Here is an 18946-nt window from a genome sequence, read left to right as displayed (position 1 = left end):
GGCCCAATCTTGAATGGCCCGAACGGACTATGCGTACGCGGCAGATCACCCAACGGAGTGACCGAACGGCATACGTCACGTTGCGCACAAGACGGGACAGTTCACCGTCCTGACACGGGGTTTCTCTCGACACACAGGGGCACGTGGGGGCGCGGCCCGCGGGAGGAGGGGGTTGACGAACCGATGCGTAACCGTTCAGCTGTGGTAGCTGACACCAGGCTAAACGAACAGGTGCGCCCCTGTCCGGCGATTGAGAACGTAGGGTGCCCTCATGCCTAAGAAGCGCGATGGCAGGGGTCTGCCCAAGACTCAGCAGGCCGCCAAGTTCCTCGGTGTCAGCGTCCTGGCCGGAGCGGTGCTCGCCGGGCTCGCGCTCCCGGCGGCCGGGGCGCTGGGCCTGACCGCCAAGGGATCGGTCGAGGGCTTCGACGACATCCCGGCGAACCTCAAGACGCCGCCGCTCAGCCAGCGGACCCGGATTCTGGACGCCAAGGGCGGCGAGATCGCCAAGGTCTACTCCCGTGACCGTACGGTCGTCGGCCTCAAGGACATGTCGCCGTACATCCAGAAGGCGATCGTCGCGATCGAGGACGCGCGCTTCTACCAGCACGGTGCCGTGGACGTGAAGGGCATCCTGCGGGCGCTCAACAAGAACGCCCAGTCCGGCGCCGTCTCCCAGGGCGCCTCGACGCTGACCCAGCAGTATGTGAAGAACGTCTTCATCGAGGAAGCGGGCGACAACCCGGACAAGGTCGCGCAGGCCACCCAGCAGACCCTCGGCCGGAAGGTCAAGGAGCTCAAGTACGCGATCCAGGTCGAGAAAGAGCTCGGCAAGCGCAAGATCCTGCAGAACTACCTCAACATCACGTTCTTCGGGCAGCAGGCCTACGGCATCGAGGCGGCCGCCCAGCGCTACTTCAGCAAGCACGCAAAGGACCTGGATCTCGGGGAATCGGCGCTGCTGGCGGGCATCGTCCAGTCGCCCAGCCGCTATGACCCGGTCAATGACCCGCAGGAGGCCACCCGGCGGCGCAACACCGTGCTGCAGCGGATGGCCGATATGAAGGACGTCACCCAGGCGGAGGCCGACGCGGCCGCCAAGAAGCCGATCAAGCTGGCGGTCAGCCGCCCCAAGAACGGCTGCATCACAGCCACCCATGGCGCCGGCTTCTTCTGCGACTACATCCGCACGGTCTTCCTCCGCGACAAGTCGTTCGGCAAGAGCCGGAAGGTCCGTCTGCAGCGCTGGAACGAGGGCGGCATGACCATCCGCACCACCCTCGACCCGCAGACCCAGAAGTCGGTGCAGGCGTCACTCAAGGACCATGTCTACGAGGACGACCCGGTCGCCTCGGCCGCCACCATCGTCGAACCGGGCACCGGCAAGATCCTCGGCATGGGCCAGTCGCGCCCGTACGGCTTCGGTGAGAACCAGACCGTGATCAACCTCTCGGTCAACCACGACATGGGCGGGGGCGCCGGTTATCTGCCCGGGTCGACCTTCAAGCCGGTGGTCGCGGCGGCCGCGCTGGAGCAGGGGACGAATCCGGAGCAGGAGTACCCGTCGCCGTACCGGATGCCGTACCCCAGCCCCGTCCAGACCTGTGACGGCGAATGGCGGGGCAGCGGCTCCGAGAACGTCGAGAACGAGAACAAGGAAGAGGTCGGCCCGTACGCCATGAAGGAGGCGACCGCGAAGTCGGTCAACACCTACTTCGTGCAGCTGATCAGCGACATCGGCGTCTGCCCTGTGGTCGGTATGGCGCAGAAGATGGGCATCGAGCGGGCGGACGGCAAGCCGCTGCAGCAGGTCCCGTCGATGACACTCGGCACCCAGGAGATGTCGCCGCTCACCATGGCGGCCGGCTACGCGGCGTTCGCCGGCGGTGGCCGGTACTGCTCACCGGTGGCCATCGAGTCGATCACCGACGCGCGCGGCCGGGCGCTGAAGGTCCCGCAGACCAGCTGCCGCACCGCCATGTCGAAGAAGACCGCGGACACGATCAACACGCTGCTCAAGGGCGTGGTCGAGGACGGCACCGGCAAGGAGGCCGGGCTCAAGGGCCGCGACAGCGCCGGCAAGACCGGCACCACCGACAGCCGCTACGCCGCCTGGTTCGTCGGCTACACGCCCAACGCGGCCGGCGCGGTCTGGGTCGGCGACCCGCAGCACAAGCGCAAGATGTACGACATCACCATCGGCGGCGTGCCCCACGACAAGGTCTACGGCGCCGACACCCCCGGCCCCATCTGGCGCGACGCCATGTCCGGCGCGCTGGCCGACCGGCCCGCGCCCACCCTGCCCACCGTCGCGATCGACGATCCCCCGAAGGACAAGCCCCAGGGCGACGAGGGCGACAAGGGCCGCGGCAAGCACAAGCCCGGCCGGGGCGGCCACGGCGGCAACAAGCCGGGCGGCGGCTGGCACATCCCCGGCTTCCCCGACATCCTGGGCGGCGGCAACGGCGGCTGGTGAACGGGCGCCGGTGAAGGGCCGCTGGTGAACGGCGGCCGGTGAAGGGCCGATTGGCCCGTACGGCGGCGGATGCCGGCCCGTACGGCGAAAGTCGCCGACCCGTATGACGAAAGAGGAGGGGCGCCCCCATGGTGTGGGGGCGCCCCTCCTCTTTCCCTGAAAAGCTCCGTCCGGCCGCTCAGCCGGCGAGCAGCTTCTTCACCACCGCGGCCACCCGGCCGCCCTCGGCGCGGCCCGCCACCTGCGGGTTGACGATCTTCATGACGGCGCCCATCGCCCGCGGCCCCTCGGCACCGGCGCCCTTGGCCTCCGCCACGGCCGCCGCGACCAGCTGCTCCAGCTCCTCGTCGGTCAGCTGCTTGGGCAGGTAGTCGGCGAGCACCTCGCCCTCGGCGCGCTCCCGCTCGGCCGAATCGCCCCGGCCGCCCTTCTCGAAGGCGTCCGCGGCCTCCCGGCGCTTCTTCGCCTCCCGCGCGATGATCTTCTCGACCTCGCCGTCGGACAGCTCGCGCGCCTCGGTGCCCGCGACCTCCTCCTTCTGGATCGCGGTCAGCGTGAGACGGAGGGTGGAGGAACGCAGTTCGTCGCGCGCCTTGATCGCGGTGGTGAGGTCGTCCTGCAGCTTGGACTTGAGCGTGGTCATGCCGTTGAGTATGCCCCCACCCGCCGACAACCACCGCGCCTTTCCCTCCCGGCCCACCGCGCCCGCCTCCCGGCGGGGCGGCTCCCGCCCGCTGCACTTACCCCCCGCACTCTGCGACGATGGGGACCATGCGCGCGCGATACGGAGTACCCCTGACCCTGACCGCAGCCGGCGCGGCCGGCCTGGCCTACGCCGCGGGCTTCGAAGTCCGCTCCTTCCGCCTCCGGCGCGTCACCGTGCCCGTACTGCCCCGCGGCATGCGGCCGTTGCGCGTCCTGCAGGTCTCCGACATCCACATGGTCAGCGGACAGCGCAAGAAGCAGCGCTGGCTGCAGTCGCTCGCCGGGCTGCGCCCCGACTTCGTCATCAACACCGGCGACAACCTCTCCGACACCGAGGGAGTCCCCGAGGCGCTGGACGCGCTCGGCCCGCTGATGGAATTCCCCGGCGCCTACGTCTTCGGCTCCAACGACTACTACGGCCCCAAGCTGCGCAACCCCGCCCGCTACCTCATCGAGCGGACCCAGGGCCGGCACGGCCTCAACGGCAATGCACCCGCCGTGGGCGTCGTCCACAACCCGTGGGAAGAGCTGCGCGACGCCTTCGACGCGGCCGGCTGGGTCGGCCTGTCCAATTCCCGCGGCCGCCTCAAGCTGGAGGGCATCGAGATCGCCCTGACCGGTCTGGACGACCCGCACATCAAGCGTGACCGCTACGCAGAGGTCGCCGGCGGCCCGGAATCCGGCGCCGACCTCTCGCTGGCCGTCGTCCACGCGCCCTACCTGCGCTCCCTGGACGCCTTCACCGCCGACGGCTATCCGCTGATCCTGGCCGGCCACACCCACGGCGGCCAGCTGTGCATCCCCTTCTACGGTGCCCTGGTCACCAACTGCGACATCGACACCGACCGCGTGAAGGGCCTGTCCACCCACACCGCCGCGGGCCACACCTCCTACCTCCACGTCTCCGCCGGCTGCGGCACCAACCGCTACACCCCGGTCCGCTTCGCCTGCCCCCCGGAGGCGACCCTGCTGACCCTTACGGCGCGGGACTGACCCGGACACCGGGCCGGGGGCTGGACCGGGTGGGGCTGACCCGGATGGCGCGGGGCTGACCCTTACGGGGTGGGGTGAGGTGGTACGGGACCCCGGACAGGTTCCCGGGCCGGGGGCGGGGCCGGGGCCGTGGTCCTGACAGACGGGCGGCCGTCTCTTACCGGCGAGCGGTCCCCTTACCGTGCGGCCGCCTTGCCCGGCCTCTGTCTTGCCCGGGGCCGTCCGGACCCGCTGCCGACTATCCGAATGGGCGTTTTGCCCGCCGGGGTCTCCCGCACCCGTTGATCATCCCTCTACCGTGGAGGGATGTCCGACCCCACCCGGACCTCGCAGTCCACGCGCCACGCCACCGGCCCGGCCGGTGCCGCCGCCCGCACCCCGGCAGCAGCCGTCGCCCCCACCAGCCGCCACCCCCTGGCAGCCGCCTTCCGCCTCCTCATCACCGCGGCGGCCCTGACGGGTCTCGTCCTGGCGGCCCTCGGCGCCGCCGACCCTGCCCAGCTCCTCACCCGCTTCACCGTGCAGGCCAACCTCGCCGCAGCGCTGGTCTCCGCCTGCGCCGCGCACCGCGCCTGGACCGGTCGCCGCCCCGTAAGCCCCCGCATCGCCGGCGCGCTCGTCCCCTTCCTCTCCCTCCCCGCCCTCCTCCACTACGTCCTCCCGGCCGCCGACACCACCGCTTTCACCTTGCCGGCCGCCGGCGCCCCCGGCGTCGCCCAAGCCCTCTCCCCTCAGCTCCTCTACGCCGTCACCCCGCTCGCCACCCTCGCCGACTGGCTCCTGCTCACCGCCCCCCGCGGGTTCCGCCCCTCCTACGCCTGGCAGTGGCCGGCCTACCCCCTGCTCTACCTCGCCTTCGCCGTTGCCCTCCCCGCCACCACCGGCGCCCCCTCCCCCACCGTCACCTCTGCCCTCACCCTCGGCGTGGCCATCTGCGCCCTCCCCTTGATCACCATCGGGATCGACCAGGTCAGGCCCGCTCCCCGGCTCCACAACAACCGGATTTCGCACACGGGGATCAGTCCGCTAAAGTAGAGCTCGTTGCTTCGGGGTGTAGCGCAGCTTGGCAGCGCGCTTCGTTCGGGACGAAGAGGTCGTGGGTTCAAATCCCGCCACCCCGACTGAAGGAACACAGGTAAGAGCCACCTACCAGCTTTGGTAGGTGGCTCTCCTGCGTTGTGGGTGACCAACTGCGTGACCACGCTGTGGCGTAGCTCACGCGGTCTACAGCCGCCGCCCCCAGGAGCGCTTCTCCTGGCCGAACGGCACTTGGGCGGCCTGCCGCCACGCCCATGCCCCCGGCCCCGGCCCCGGCCCCGGACCGGAACGAGCCGGCCGGCCCCGGCTTCAGCTCCGCCCCCGGCCCCGCTCTGGTCTGCGCCGAACCGGAGATACCCGGCACGGCCGTAACCCTCGGGTCCCAACTCCCGGAATCGGCAAGGAACCTGAACGCTCCCCGGGGGAAGATCTGGGGACATCACAGGGTCCGCCGTGCCGGCACGGCGGACCACAACAAAAAAGAGGGGGGAGACGCCCGTGTTCTACGAGTTAGGCAAGGGAACGCAACCGAGGGCAGACCGGTGACCGGGGGACAGGACATAGCGGCGGCCTCGGACGCCGTTCCGATGACCGAGGGCACGACGTACGACCTCGCGATACGCACCACCGGACTGCGGATGCGGTACGGACAGCGGGACGTTCTCGACGGGCTGGACCTTGAGGTCCGCCGGGGCGAGCTCTTCGCGTTACTCGGCCCCAACGGGGCCGGGAAGAGCACCACGATCGAGATCCTCGAGGGCTACCGACGCCGTTCCCAAGGCTCCGTCGAGGTGCTCGGGACGGACCCCGAGCGGGATGTCCCTGCCTGGCGGGCACGGATCGGCATCGTGCTCCAGTCCAGTCGGGACCACGGCCGCTGGCAGGTCGGGGACATGCTCGACCACTTCGCCCGGCATTACGCCGACCCCTTCGATGCGGCAGAGCTGATGGAGCGGTGGGTCTCACGGCGCAGGCCTCTCAGACCTTGAGCACGCTCTCCGGTGGCCAGCGCCGGCGGCTCGACGTCGCCATGGGCATCATCGGCCGCCCCGAGTTGGTGTTCCTGGACGAGCCGACGACGGGCTTCGACCCCGAGGCGCGCCGCGACTTCCACGAGCTGATCACGGAACTGCGCGCCGAACGCGGCATGACCATCGTGCTCACCACGCACGATATGACCGAGGCCCAGCAGCTCGCGGACCGCATCGGCATCCTGCAGACCGGCCGAGTCACCGCGGTCGGCACGCTCGACGAACTCGCCTCGGCGGCCAGGGCACGGTCCGAGGTCCGGTGGACGGACAAGGACGGAGTGGCGCAACGGCTGCAGACCGCAGACCCGTCGCAGACCCTCTGGGAGCTGCACCAGCAGTTCAACAGCCCGATAGCATGGGCTTTCTGCTGGCGCCGCGTCTGCTGCGCCGGATGACAAGCCGTGAGTCCGGCAGCCGGCTTTCGGAGCGCGAGCAGAAGCGCATGGCCAAAACGGCCTACTGACGGCCTGCTGACGGCCTGCTGAGGAAGCGGGCCGGGCCGCGCCCCGAAACGGCACCGCGCCATTCGTCACCGGTCCCTCCCCTCGTGGGGACCGGTGCCGAATGGCGCAGGTGGGGGCGGTCCGCGCCGGGTGGCGCGGAGCGTGGGGGGTGCCGGGTCCCGAGGTCACCGTGCGAGCGGTCCGGAGGGACCGGCTCCACGGATTCCCCGGACTCATGAGCCGGGACCGTCACATGGCTCGTGAGTCCGGCAGTTGGTCACCGGTAACAGGCATCAAGAAGTCCCTCTCCAAGGCGGTGTCGGTGGCTTGCCGGGGTAGGGCCCCCTTGGTGCGCCGCTGGGAAGTGATCCTGCCAGGTGAGGTTCCCCGCTGAGGAGGTTCCGGTATCGGGCCGCAGGCTTCGCCGCAGGTCAGGCCGCTAAGGTGAGTTTTCCGGTCCGGATGTCCAGAGGCGGGGGAAGGAAGGGGGGAGGCTGTGAGTTCCGACGCAGGGGCACGCACCGCCTTCGCGGAACGTCTCGCGCTGCTGTACAAGGAGGCCGGCAACCCTCCGCTCAAGAAGGTGGCCGAGGCGGTCGTCCGGCTCCAGCGGGTCGACGAACGAGGGCGGCCCGTGCGGGTGTCCGTGCAGCGGATCAGCGACTGGCGGCGGGCCAAGAACGTACCCGCGCAGTTCGCCGCGCTCGCCGCGGTGCTGCACATCCTGATACCCCAGGCACGACGCCAGCGGCCCACGGCGGTGTCCACGGGCCTGTACGACCCGGTCGAGTGGCAGCGTCTGTGGGAGCGCGCGGTCGGCGACCGTGCGTCGGCGGCCGAGGAAGAGGAGGGGCGCCCCGCGGCCGAGGCCCCGGCCGGACCCGTCCCCGGTGTGTGCCCCTACCGGGGGCTGGCTTCGTATCGTCAGCAGGACGCCCGGTGGTTCTTCGGCCGGGAGCGGTGCACGGACGCCCTCGTCGCCCAGCTCCGCGCAGCGGAGAAGACGGGGGGCCTGGTCATGCTCGTGGGCGCCTCGGGGGCCGGAAAGTCCTCCCTGCTGAACGCCGGGCTGGTGCCCGCGTTGCAGAACGGCGCACTGCAGAACGGCACGGTGCAGAACGGCGCCCCGGGCGACGGGAAGAGCCAGGATGAGAAGAGCCGGGAGGGGACGGTCCTGCAGCTGGTGCCGGGAGGCGATCCGCTCGCGGAGCTGACCTCCCGGATACCCGAGCTGGCACCCGTGCTCTCCGCCGCGGAAGAATCGGCGCAGGAGCCCGGCACGGTGCACTTCGCGCACGCGGTACGGGAGGCCGTCAGGGCCTGGGCGGGGCGCGAGACGTCCGCCACCGCGCGTCCGGTCGTCATCGTGGACCAGTTCGAGGAGGCGTTCACCCTCTGCTCCGACGAAGCGGACCGGCGCACCTTCCTCCAGCTCCTCCACGCCGCCTGCACACACGGCGATCCGGATGCCCCGGCCCCCGTACGCGTCATCCTCGGCGTACGCGCCGACTTCTACGACCGGTGCCTCGGGTACCCCGCACTGGCCGACGCGCTGCAGCACCGGCACATGGTGCTCGGGCCGCTGACCACCGCGGAGCTGCGCGAAGCGGTGACCGGACCGGCCAAGGCCGTGGGCCTGGAACTCGAACCGGGACTGGCGGAGCTGATCGTCCGGGAGGTGAGCGCCGACGGCACCGGCGGCACGCACGACGCGGGGGTGCTGCCCCTCCTCTCCCACGCCCTGCTCGCGACCTGGCAGCGGCGGAAGGCGGGACGGCTGACCCTGGCCGGCTACCGCGCGGCGGGCGGCATCCAGGGAGCGGTGGCGGCCACCGCCGAGCGGGCCTGGTCCGGTCTCGACCCGACGGCACGCACGGCCGCGCGGCTGCTCCTGCTCCGGCTGGTCCGCCTGGGCGAGGACACCCAGGCCACCCGTAGGCGGGGGATCCGGCGCCAGCTGGCGGACGAGTCGGCGGACCCCCACAAGACGGAGGAGTCGCTGGAAGCGCTGGTGCACGCCCGGCTGGTGACGCTCGACGCGGAGGCCGTGGAGATCACCCATGAAGCGCTGCTCCACGCCTGGCCGCGCCTGCGCGACTGGATCGACGAGGACCGGACAGGCAACCTGCTGCGCCAGCGGCTGGAGGAGGACAGCAGGGCCTGGGAGGGCGCCCATCGTGACACCTCGCTGCTCTACCGGGGTTCGCGTCTGGAACAGGCCCGCACCTGGGCGCAGTCCGCCGGTGACACCTTTCTGACCCGGAGCGCGGTGGAATTCCTGGCCGCTTCGGTCAAGCTGCGCAAGCGCACGGCCCTGATCAGCCGCGGTGCGGTGTCAGCCCTTGCCGTCCTGACGGTCGTGGCCATCGGTTCGGCGTGGGTCGCCTGGCAGCAGCGGGACGACGCCGTGTTCTCGCAGGTGCTCGCCGAGGCCGACCGCGTCCAGTTGACGGATCCGTCGTTGTCCGCTCAGCTCGACCTGGTGGCACACCGTCTGCGGCCGGACGACGACGGCACGAACAACCGGTTGCTCTCGACCGTGAACGCGCCACTGGCCACGCCGCTCCTCGGCCACACCGGCGCCGTCTACCTCACCACGTTCAGCCCGAACGGACGGATCCTGGCCACCGCGAGCTACGACCGCACCGTGCGGCTGTGGGACGTGGCGGACCCGACGCACCCCAAGCCCCTGGGCAAGCCCCTCACCGGACACAAGAGCTGGGTGAGCACCGCCGTCTTCAGCCCGGACGGACACACCCTGGCCAGCGCTTCGGACGACGGCACGGTCCGGCTCTGGGACGTGCGGGACCCCCGTCACCCGCACCCGATCGGTGCGCCCTTGACCGGCCACGACGGCACCCTCTTCCTGCTCGCTTTCAGCCCGGACGGACGCACGCTGGCAGCCGCCGACGAAAAACACACCGTCCGCCTGTGGGACGTGGGCGACGTGCGCCGGCCGAGGCGGCTCGGTGTCCTGACCGGCCACACCGCCGCCGTACGCTCCGTGGCGTTCAGCCCCGACGGGCGGACACTGGCGGCCGGTGGCGACGACAACACGATCAGGCTGTGGGACATGGCCGACCGGCGTCATCCGCGGCCGGTCGGCAGGCCGCTGACCGGCCACAGGGGCACGGTGCACTCCCTGGCCTTCAGCCCGGACGGCCGCACTCTCGCCAGCGGCAGCGACGACGACACCATCCGGCTCTGGAACGCGGCCACTCCACGTCACGCCACACCGCTCGGCGTGCCGCTCACCGGCCACACCGGCCCGGTGTGGTCCGTGGCCTTCAGCCCCGACGGGACCATGCTCGCCGCCGGCAGCGCGGACAGGACGGCGAGCCTGTGGAACGTCAGCAATCCGGCATATCCCTCGCAGGTCGGTCAGCCCCTCGCCGGCAGCCGTGACGAGATGTACGCCGTGGGCTTCAGCCCGGACGGTCGAAGCCTCGCCACCGGGAGCGGCGACAACACGGTCCGCCTGTGGTCGATGCCGGCGACGGACATGATCGGCCGCACCGGGGCGTTCCGCCCGGACGGACAGGTGCTGGCCACGGCCGCGGACGACCAACGGGTCCGGCTGTGGAGCGTGCAGGCTCCCCACCGGACCGCGTTGCTGGGCAAACCGTTCAAGCCCGGGGAGGGTGACGCGCGGTCGATGGTGTTCTCCCCCGACGGCCGCATACTCGCGGTGCGGACCGGCCGTCGCGCGCTGCGGCTGTGGAACGTGACCGACCCGAAGCGGCCCGTCCCCTACGGGCCGCCCGTCATGCTGCGGACACGGTACGTGGACTCGCTGGCCTTCAGCCCGGACGGGCACACTCTGGCAACCGCCTACGACGACCGCACCATTCAGCTGTGGAGCGTCAGCGACCCGTCCCGCCTTCATCCACTCGGCCGGCCGCTCTCCGGCCACAAGGGCTACGTCAACTCCCTCGTCGTCAGCCCGGACGGCCGTACTCTCGCCAGCGGCAGCGCCGACGGCACCATACGGCTCTGGAACGTGACCGACCCTCGTCATGTCACCCCGCTCGGGGCGCCTCTCCGGGGACACCTGGGGCCCGTCAACAGGCTCGCCTACAGCCCGGACGGCCATACCCTGGCCAGCGGCAGCGACGACAATACCGTCCGGCTCTGGAACGTCACCGACCCCCGCAAAGCCACCCATCTCTCCACCCTCACCGGCCACACCGAAGCGATCGCGTCGGTGACCTTCAGCCAGGACGGCCGCATCCTGGCGAGCGGCGGCAACGACGACATGGTCCGGCTCTGGAACGTCACCCACCCTTCCAGGGCCACTCCCATCGGGGAGTCCATCAGCCCCCACGCCAAGACGGGCAATTTCCTTGCCTTCCGGCCCAGAAGCCACATCCTCGGAGTGTCGAGCGGCGCCGATACGGTCCGGCTGTGGGATCTGGACGCCCATGCGGCGATACGCCGCATCTGCGCAACCACCCGGGGCGTTCTGACCCCGCAGAAGTGGCAGGAGTATCTGCCCCGCCTCTCGTACACGCCCTCGTGCGACGAGTGACCGGGCATCACAGCCAACGGCCCACCCGGGCCTCTCGTCCGGGCGCCGGACGGGAAGCCTCCGGACCACCCTGGGCCCCCTGACGTTCCGCCCCCGCGACGGACCGGGGAACGTGATCCCGATCACACCCCCGCATTGTGTCAGGGTAATTCGCTCCGCCGTGCAAGGAGCCTTGTTAATCTTGACTACAGTCCGACCGCTGGTGCATCCCCCGTCGCCAGCGGTCGGGCATTTTCATGTCCGGTGTGAAACGCGGACATGCCCTTCCCCCTTCTTCGCGCCTCCGCGCCGTCCCTGAGCCGGGTTCGCCGTTGCCGCCGCGCCGCCCCGGAAGACGTCGCCGGCAGCGAGCGCGGGCTTCGGCCATGCGGACGCTTCCGGCACGTCAACGGCTCATGCCGAGTCATAAGGTGGCGCCGTCGGGACGGCCGGCCCGGCCGGGCGCCGAGCGACGGAACGGTGAGCACGCATGGCAGTGGCGTACGAGCGGATCACGGACCAGCTCCGGCAGGCCGTCCGGGCGGGCCGGTGGAAGCCCGGCGACCATCTGCCCCCGGAGGCGGAGCTCGCCGAGGAGTTCGGGCGCAGCGTGCCGGCCGTCCGGGCCGCTCTCCGGTTCCTTTGCGACGAAGGCCTCATCGAGAAGCAGCGCGGGCGCGGCAACGTCGTCCGGCGCCCGCGCACCGTTGCCGTGCGCACGAACCTCAGCCACCAGTGGGAGAAGAGCCGGGCGCGCGAGCCGCTGGCGGAACGGGCCCGGACCGGCGCCACCGAGCGGGACACCGGTCTGCACGTCGAGGACCTGGTCTTTCACGCGTCGTACCGCGAGCGGGAGGCGGACGAGGAGCTGGCGCGGGCCTTCGACCTGCCGGAAGGCACTCCCCTCCTCGAACGCCGTTACCGAACGCGGTACGTCGCCGAGAGCGCGCCCTTCAGCCTGATGACCTCGTACCTCGTCCGCGACATGATCGCGAAGAATCCCGACCTGCTGGACGAGACCAAGGAGCCCTGGCCGGGCGGGTCGCAGGCCCAGCTCTACACCCTCGGCATCGAGCTGGGCCGGGTCGAGGAGCACGTCACCGCCCGCCCGCCGGCCCCCGAAGAGGCGGCGGAGCTGGAACTGCCGCCCGGGACCTCGGTGCTCGTACTCCGGAAGACCTCGATCGACGTCAACGACCGGATCGTGGGCGTCGCCGACGTCATCCTGCCCGGCGACCGCACGGAAATGCTGTTCGTCACGCCCCTGGAAAGGTGGTGAGTGCCGCCCGGCCTTCCCCTCAGGCCCGTTGCTCCCGGTCGAACGGGAGGTCCAGCATCCGGATGGCGTTCCCCCTCAGGATCTTGTACGTCACCTCCGCCGGCAGCCCCGCCACGTGCTCGGCGGCCACCTCCTTCGTATGCGGCCAGGTCGAGTCGACGTGCGGGTAGTCGGTCTCGAAGGTCGCGTTGTCGACCCCCACCGTCTCGATCGCCTCGATGCCGTGCCGGTCGCGGAAGAAACAGCAGAAGATCTGCCGGTAGTAGTACGACGACGGCGGCTCGGGGATCAGGTCCTTGACCCCGCCCCACGCCCGGTGCTCCTCCCAGACGTCATCGGCGCGCTCCAGGGCGTACGGGATCCACCCCATCTGGCCCTCGCTGTAGGCCAGCTTCAGCCGGGGGAACTTCACGAGGACGCCGCTGAACAGGAAGTCCATCATCGAGGCCATCGCGTTGTTGAAGCTCAGGGAGGCCTGCACGGCGGGCGGTGCGTCCGGTGAGGCGGCCGGCATCTGCGACGACGAGCCGATGTGCATGTTCACGACGGTTCCGGTCTCCTCGCACGCGGCGAAGAACGGGTCCCAGTACCCACAGTGGATGGACGGCAGCCCCAGGTAGGTGGGGATCTCGCTGAAGGTCACCGCCCGCACCCCGCGGGCGGCGTTGCGCCGGATCTCGGCGACGGCCAGCCCGACGTCCCACAGCGGGATCAGGCACAGCGGAATCAGCCGCCCGCCGCTGTCCCCGCACCACTCCTCCACCATCCAGTCGTTGTACGCCCGGACGCACGCGAGCCCGACCTCCTTGTCCCCGGCCTCGGCGAAGGTCTGCCCGCAAAAGCGCGGGAAGGTCGGGAAGCAGAGCGACGCCTCGACATGGTTGACGTCCATGTCCGCCAGCCGCGCCTTCGGGTCCCAGCACCCGCGCCGCATCTGCTCCCGGGTGATCCCGTCCAGCGTCATCTCGTCGCGGGAGAAGCCCACGGCGGCGATGATGCGCTTGTACGGGAAGATCAGGCCCTCGTACTCCCACCAGTCGGTGAGCTGGCCCTCCGGGTCCGTGGTGAACCGGTACTTCCCGCCGACGTACTCCAGCCCGCCGATGCCGGCGGTGAACGGCTTCGGCCCCCTGTCCTGGTACTTCTTCGGAAGCCAGGTCTCGAAGAGGTGCGCGGGCTCGATCACGTGATCGTCCACGCTGATGACCCTGGGAAGCTCCGCCGTGCCGCTCTCGTTGCTGATCACGCTGTACCCCCAACTGCCCGCCGGTGGCTCATGCCGGACCCATATCTGACGATCCATCAGTTTCGAGGTTATGGGCTCCCCGGTGCGGCGACAAGGCGAGAGGGCAAACTCCACCCCCTTGCGCGGTGGCGTCCCGTCCGCTGAACTGACACATCGTCAGTTCAGCGGATGAGCAGCGAGGGGACAGCATGCAAACGATCTGGCTCAGCGGTGCCGAGTGGTTCGCCGTCCTCCGTATCGGCCTCGGGCTGTGGTGGCTGGAGAGCTGGCGCCACAAGGACAAGAAGACCTGGTTCACCGGCGGCGGCATCACCTGGGCGGCCGGCATCGCGGCCAAGCACCGGTGGTCCGCGGTCCGTACGGGCTTCGACCGCTGGGTGAAGCCCCGCCCCCGGCCGATGGCGTACCTCGTCGCCTACGCGGAGCTGGCTCTCGGCCTCGGGCTCGTCGTGGGCTTCCTGACGCCGGTGGCCCTGGTCTGCGGGGCGGTGCTCAACCTGATCTATCTCGTGCTGATGATCCACGACTGGGCGGAGCAGGGGCAGAACCTGATGATGGCGCTGATCTCCCTCACGGGGCTGCTCGCCATGAGCTGGCAGTGCTGGTCGCTCGACGGCGCGCTGGGCCTGTTCCGCTAGCCGCGCGGCGAACGGGCCTCCGGCGGGCCGAGGCCCCGCGGGACCGACCGCGGGGCCGACCGGCCGAAGGCCCGTTCGCGGTGGCTCAGCCCTTCTCCCCGACCGTCACCGGACGGTCGTCGTTCATCTCGGTGAAGAGCTCCTTCGCCTTCGCCTCGTTCCACTGCACGGCGCTGCCCTTGGAGGTGCGGAGGTTGAGGTTCGACACGGGGACGTTGAGCCGCTTGCCGTCGCCCGCCGTGACGCCCTTCATCGCCTTGAACAGCGAGGTGAGGTTGGTCAGGCCGGTGTCCTTGTCGACGATGAGCGTGCCCAGGCCCGCGCTCATGGTCGGATAGACCTTGGCCGGGTCGAGCAGGATGCCGGGCGTGGCGGCCTTGCGGGCGAGGGCGGCCAGGAACTTCTGCTGGTTCTGGCTCCGGCCGAGGTCGCCCTGGGCCTCCTGGTGGCGCTGGCGGACGAATGCCAGTGCCGTACGGCCGTCGAGGGTCTGGCAGCCCTTCTTGAGGTTCGCGCCCGACTTCTTGTCCCTGACGTCGCGGTCCAGGCAGATCGGCACACCGCCGATGGCGTTGACGATGCCCACGAAACCGGCGAACCCGATCTCCGTGTAGTGGTCGATGTGCACGCCCGTGTTGCGCTCGATGGTCTGGACGAGCAGATCGGGGCCGCCGAACGAGAACGCCGCGTTGAGCTTGTTCTTCGCCGCGCGGTAGTGCTTGCCGGTGTCGGGGCGGATGTACGGCGGGATGGTCACCCACGAGTCGCGCGGCAGGCTCACCATCGTGGTGCCGTGGGCGCCGGTGTGCAGCAGGATCATCGAGTCGGTGCGGCGGCCCGCGTCGGCCGAACCGCCGGTGTGCAGGTCCTTCTTGGCCCGGTCGGAAAGGCCCACCCGGCTGTCGGAGCCCACGATCAGGTAGTTGGTCCCCCGGCCCGGCGGCATCCGGTCCGCGATCTTGTCCAGGTCGACCTCGCGGTTGAGCTGCGTGTCGGCCCAGACGTAGGTGCCGAGGGAGCCGGAGAGCAGCACGGTCACCAACAGGATCGCCGTCCGCCTGACCCGGCGGCGGCGCGGGGAACGGCGGGCGGCGCGCCGGCCGCGGCCCGCACGCCCGGCTTCGGGGCCCGGGGGGCCGGCGCCGGGGCCCACGCGGCCGGGCCGGACCGCGCGCCCCTCGTTCCCGCCGCGTGCGTCGCGCCGGACCGGGGGCACCGGCGCCGGTGCGGGCGCCCGGACGTCGGGCAGCGGGCTGTTCACGGGGCCTGCCGGGTCCATCCGGGGCCAGTGCATCTGCGGCGGAGGCTCCTGCGGGGGGTGCATCTGGGGCGTAGGCCCCTGCGGCGGATACATCTGGGGCGTAGGCCCCTGCGGCGGATACATCTGGGGCGTAGGCCCCTGGGGCACAGGCTCCTGGAACAGAGGCTCCTGGGGCGGATACATCTGGGGCGGGTGCTGCTCCTCCGGGAGCCACACCTGCCCGTGGCCGGGGTACGTCGTCTCCGTTTCGCCGCCGCGCCAGGTTTCGGGCGGCCTGTCCAGCCAGTCAGTCATGCGCGGAAGTCTCCAATGTCATGTCCTCTTCACCACAGAGGGCTCGGATCTGCACAAACGAGCGGGAGGTGCGGGACCGGGCCGGCAGCCGGCTGTTGCCGGCGCCCGGGGCGTCCGCACGGCACACGGCCGTACGGACGCCCCTAAGGGCCCGTTACGGGGTCATCTCGACGTCAGGCCCTGGTACGCGACCGGTTGGCCGATCTGCTGGGCCGCGGTGCCGGAACGCTGCATGCGCTGCCACTTCAGGCGGGTGCCGAGCAGGAAGGCCACCACGGACTGGATGACCACCAGGTACATCAGCTGCCGGTAGACGAAGAGCTGCAACGGCATCGTCCACAGCGACTTCACCGGCTCCCGGTCGAGCTTCAACGCGTACCAGGCGCAGGCCAGTTGGATCCCGAGGAAGCCGAACCACACGGTGGCCGCGAGCACCGGGCCGCGGAACAGCGCCGCGTACAGGGCGAAGACGTCGACGACCGGCGCGAGCAGCGGCAGGGCGACCTGGAAGAGCGCGAGGTAGCTCAGCCCGCGCCGTCCGAAGCGCCCCGACGGGCCCACTTCGATGACGGCACGGCGGTGCTTCCACATCGCCTGGATCGTGCCGTAGCACCAGCGGTAGCGCTGCCGCCACAGCTGCCGCAGCGAGGTGGGCACCTCGGTCCAGGCGATCGCGGACTCCTCGTAGACCACCCGCCAGCCCGCCTGCCACAGGGCCATCGTCAGGTCGGTGTCCTCGGCGAGGGTGTCCTCGCTGACGCCGCCGACGCCCATCAGTGCATCCCGGCGGAAGGCCCCGATGGCGCCGGGGACGGTCGGCATGCACTCCAGGACCTCGAACATCCGCCGGTCGAGGTTGAACCCGAAGACGTACTCCAGGTGCTGCCACTGGCCCAGCAGCCGGCCGCGGTTGCCGACCTTGGTGTTGCCGCTGACCGCACCCACCGCCGGGTGCGCGAGCGGCTGGATCAGCCGGTAGACGGCATCGGGCTCGAAGACCGTGTCGGCGTCGACCATGACCACGATCTCGTACCGGGCATGCGCCAGGCCGGTGTTGAGGGCTGCCGCCTTGCCCGCGTTGTACTGGCGGATCACCTCCACGCGGGGGTCTCCGATCCGGACGGCGATCTCCGCCGTGTCGTCCGTCGACCCGTCGTCGATCACGATGATCTGCATCTCCACGTAGGTGGAGGCGAGCAGCGAACGGACGGTGGACTCGATGCCCGCCTCTTCGTTGTACGCGGGCACGAGCACCGTCACCGGATCGGCGACCTCCCTTAGCCAGGGGGATCCTGGACGGAAGCGGGTCAGCCGCCGGACGTGCGTCCGGGCGAAGACGACGAGGGACACCAGCCGCAGCACACCCAGGGTGCCGGCGATGCCCAGCACCCAGGTCATGCCGTGCACGAAGGTGTAGCCGGCGACCTTGACCCAGACCAGGGCCGTGCCCACCGCTCGTTCGGTACCGGAGACCGTCTTCTCGGCCGGGGGCAGCCTGGCCCCGGCCGTCACGGTGGTGAATTTGTCGACGTTCCGGTTGGCGAGCAGCCGCTCGGTGTCCTTGTAGGCGGTGTCGTTCTGGCTGAACTGCCGGATGAGGCCCTGCGCCGGCTTGCGGTACCACCGGTCGGCGGCGACCAGTGTGTAGCCCTCCGCGCTCGCCTTCTTGGCCGCCTTCCACTCCGCGCCGCACATGGTGTCCGCCGCGGTGGTCTGCGGCAGCCGCAGCAGCCTGGTGTGGATGCCCGCCGTGCCGGCCAGCGCCTTCTGCGTGAGCGAGAGCTCCATCCGGGCACGCAGGGGCGATGCCTCGCCCATGACCGCGCCGGTGTAGGTGTTCGAGCCGATCTCATGGCCCTCGTCCCTGATCCGCCGTACCAGGTCCGGGTGTTGGGCGGCCTTGGCGCCGTACAGGAAGAAGGTGGCGTGGACATGGTGCTCGCGCAGCAGGTCGAGCAGCCGCGGCGTCCACACCGGGTCGGGTCCGCCGTCGTAGGTGAGCGCCACCGTACGGGCCGGCATCCCGGCGGTCTTCACGGTGCCGCCGCGAAGATCCACCACCGGGCCGCCCTTCTCCACCGCCGGCGGCACCGGCTGGGTGCAGTCGCTGCGGACCTTGGCGGCGTCCACCTCATGGGTGGTCCAGCCCTCGAAGAGCAGGGCACCGAACACCAGGGGCAGCACAAGGCTCAGCAGCAGCCAATGGCCGCGCGGATCCCGGGACTGGGCATGCCTGCGCCGGTTGGCCCGGCCCCTCATGTCGCGCCCGTGACGGTCTCGGGCGCGGCCGGGGTGGGGTGTCTTGAGAGCGGGGCGGCGGTGGGGGTGTTGGGGAGTGTGGGGGTGTGGGGGTGTGGGGGAATGTGGGGGGTGATGCCAAATGTGGGGGTCATGGGGGGTGTGGGGGTGGGGGATGTGGGGGTAGTGCAGGCGCTGCGGGTGCCGGCGGTGACCGTCGGGGCGGCCGCCGTGACGGGGACAGGAAACGGCGTGCGGCCCTCGGAGGCCGAGGCCTTGGCCGATCTGCCCGTCACGGCCACTCGCCCGGTCGGAACCCGCCCGTCGCCGGCGGCGAACGCCCACCGGGGAGCGCATCCGACAGCGGCGGCCGGGTTCCGCACGGCCTTTCCCTGCCAGACCGAAGCGTCGGCACATGGCTGAGAAAGGGGTATATTTTGCCGTTTTGTGTTCCGGCTGGCCTCACACATGGTCGGCGAGTGTACTCACCAGTCACCCTCAGCAGTGGGTAACTTCGAACATCTCTCGTCACCTTGACAGGGCCGCACGCCACCGCCCACACTCCCGCGATCCGCGCGCATATGACCAGGTCACAGCCGTTCTCGGGCACACCTCGCGCGGCCTGGCGCACTGCGCCCCACAGCGTCGGGCCACCCCGTTTTGAGAGTGTTCTAACACCTGACGTCACCTCACCCCGGCACACACGAAGACCCATCCGGCCAACTCCTGGCCGGAATAGGGCTTTTCCCGCCGATCCGGCGAATCTAGCGTTGACTCCGTGACCAGATATGAAATCT

At 70.6% G+C, this 18946-nt stretch carries 12 protein-coding genes and 1 tRNA gene; 9 read left to right on the top strand and 4 right to left on the bottom strand.

Going from position 1 to position 18946, the window contains the following annotated elements:
- Positions 1-271: 271 nt before the first annotated feature.
- Positions 272-2476 carry a transglycosylase domain-containing protein gene (locus ABR737_RS25010; RefSeq protein ID WP_350252430.1) on the top strand — a complete coding sequence of 735 codons (2205 nt, stop codon included), beginning with the start codon at positions 272-274 and terminating at the stop codon, positions 2474-2476.
- A 178-nt stretch (positions 2477-2654) separates the two neighbouring features.
- Here ABR737_RS25010 and ABR737_RS25005 read toward each other — a convergent pair whose 3' ends face one another.
- Entirely contained in the window at positions 2655-3119 is a 465-nt protein-coding gene (locus tag ABR737_RS25005) for a GatB/YqeY domain-containing protein (protein WP_350252428.1), read from the bottom strand.
- 128 nt (positions 3120-3247) lie between these two features.
- Between ABR737_RS25005 and ABR737_RS25000 the strand changes: the two genes are divergently transcribed.
- The 7 genes from ABR737_RS25000 (at position 3248) to ABR737_RS24970 (ending at position 12472) form a co-directional block, all read left to right on the top strand.
- Positions 3248-4174 (top strand): metallophosphoesterase, encoded by a 927-nt coding sequence (locus ABR737_RS25000; protein ID WP_350252427.1) that lies wholly within the window; start codon positions 3248-3250, stop codon positions 4172-4174.
- A gap of 306 nt (positions 4175-4480) precedes the next feature.
- On the top strand, positions 4481-5209 hold the full coding sequence (locus tag ABR737_RS24995) for an integral membrane regulator (RefSeq protein ID WP_350252426.1): 729 nt from the start codon (positions 4481-4483) through the stop codon (positions 5207-5209).
- Between the two features lie 12 nt (positions 5210-5221).
- Positions 5222-5295 (top strand) — tRNA-Pro (locus tag ABR737_RS24990).
- 459 nt (positions 5296-5754) lie between these two features.
- On the top strand, positions 5755-6201 hold the full coding sequence (locus ABR737_RS24985; RefSeq protein ID WP_350252424.1) for an ATP-binding cassette domain-containing protein: 447 nt from the start codon (positions 5755-5757) through the stop codon (positions 6199-6201).
- Positions 6198-6638, top strand: a complete 441-nt coding sequence (locus ABR737_RS24980) for an AAA family ATPase (RefSeq protein WP_350252422.1) — start codon at positions 6198-6200, stop codon at positions 6636-6638. Before ABR737_RS24985 ends, ABR737_RS24980 begins: the two co-directional genes overlap by 4 nt.
- Positions 6639-7182: 544 nt before the next feature.
- Positions 7183-11214 (top strand): nSTAND1 domain-containing NTPase, encoded by a 4032-nt coding sequence (locus ABR737_RS24975; protein ID WP_350252420.1) that lies wholly within the window; start codon positions 7183-7185, stop codon positions 11212-11214.
- Positions 11215-11683: 469 nt separating this feature from the next.
- Positions 11684-12472: a GntR family transcriptional regulator gene (locus ABR737_RS24970; protein ID WP_350252419.1), complete on the top strand. Its 789-nt coding sequence runs from the start codon at positions 11684-11686 to the stop codon at positions 12470-12472.
- 19 nt (positions 12473-12491) lie between these two features.
- Here the strand turns inward: ABR737_RS24970 and ABR737_RS24965 are convergent, their stop codons facing one another.
- Complete coding sequence (locus ABR737_RS24965; RefSeq protein WP_350256915.1) at positions 12492-13718, bottom strand: amidohydrolase family protein; 1227 nt, start codon at positions 13716-13718, stop codon at positions 12492-12494.
- Between the two features lie 188 nt (positions 13719-13906).
- Here ABR737_RS24965 and ABR737_RS24960 point away from each other — a divergent pair, with 188 nt between their 5' ends.
- Entirely contained in the window at positions 13907-14356 is a 450-nt protein-coding gene (locus ABR737_RS24960) for a DoxX family membrane protein (RefSeq protein ID WP_350252418.1), read from the top strand.
- Positions 14357-14441: 85 nt separating this feature from the next.
- Here ABR737_RS24960 and ABR737_RS24955 read toward each other — a convergent pair whose 3' ends face one another.
- Positions 14442-15911, bottom strand: coding sequence for an LCP family protein (locus tag ABR737_RS24955; RefSeq protein WP_350252417.1), 1470 nt, complete (start codon positions 15909-15911; stop codon positions 14442-14444).
- A 162-nt stretch (positions 15912-16073) separates the two neighbouring features.
- Entirely contained in the window at positions 16074-18170 is a 2097-nt protein-coding gene (locus tag ABR737_RS24950; RefSeq protein ID WP_350252415.1) for a bifunctional polysaccharide deacetylase/glycosyltransferase family 2 protein, read from the bottom strand.
- Positions 18171-18946 lie beyond the last annotated feature (776 nt).

The organism is Streptomyces sp. Edi2, from assembly GCF_040253635.1.
Classification (GTDB): Bacteria; Actinomycetota; Actinomycetes; order Streptomycetales; family Streptomycetaceae; genus Streptomyces.
This window is presented reverse-complemented; position numbering and strand designations above follow the sequence as displayed.

Coding starts and splice junctions, on each gene's coding strand:
- ABR737_RS24960 (WP_350252418.1), top strand. CDS start 13,907: ATGCAAACGATCTGGCTCAGCGGTGCCGAGTGGTTCGCCGTCCTCCGT.
- ABR737_RS24950 (WP_350252415.1), bottom strand. CDS start 18,170: ATGAGGGGCCGGGCCAACCGGCGCAGGCATGCCCAGTCCCGGGATCCG.
- ABR737_RS25005 (WP_350252428.1), bottom strand. CDS start 3,119: ATGACCACGCTCAAGTCCAAGCTGCAGGACGACCTCACCACCGCGATC.
- ABR737_RS25000 (WP_350252427.1), top strand. CDS start 3,248: ATGCGCGCGCGATACGGAGTACCCCTGACCCTGACCGCAGCCGGCGCG.
- ABR737_RS24955 (WP_350252417.1), bottom strand. CDS start 15,911: ATGACTGACTGGCTGGACAGGCCGCCCGAAACCTGGCGCGGCGGCGAA.
- ABR737_RS24970 (WP_350252419.1), top strand. CDS start 11,684: ATGGCAGTGGCGTACGAGCGGATCACGGACCAGCTCCGGCAGGCCGTC.
- ABR737_RS25010 (WP_350252430.1), top strand. CDS start 272: ATGCCTAAGAAGCGCGATGGCAGGGGTCTGCCCAAGACTCAGCAGGCC.
- ABR737_RS24995 (WP_350252426.1), top strand. CDS start 4,481: ATGTCCGACCCCACCCGGACCTCGCAGTCCACGCGCCACGCCACCGGC.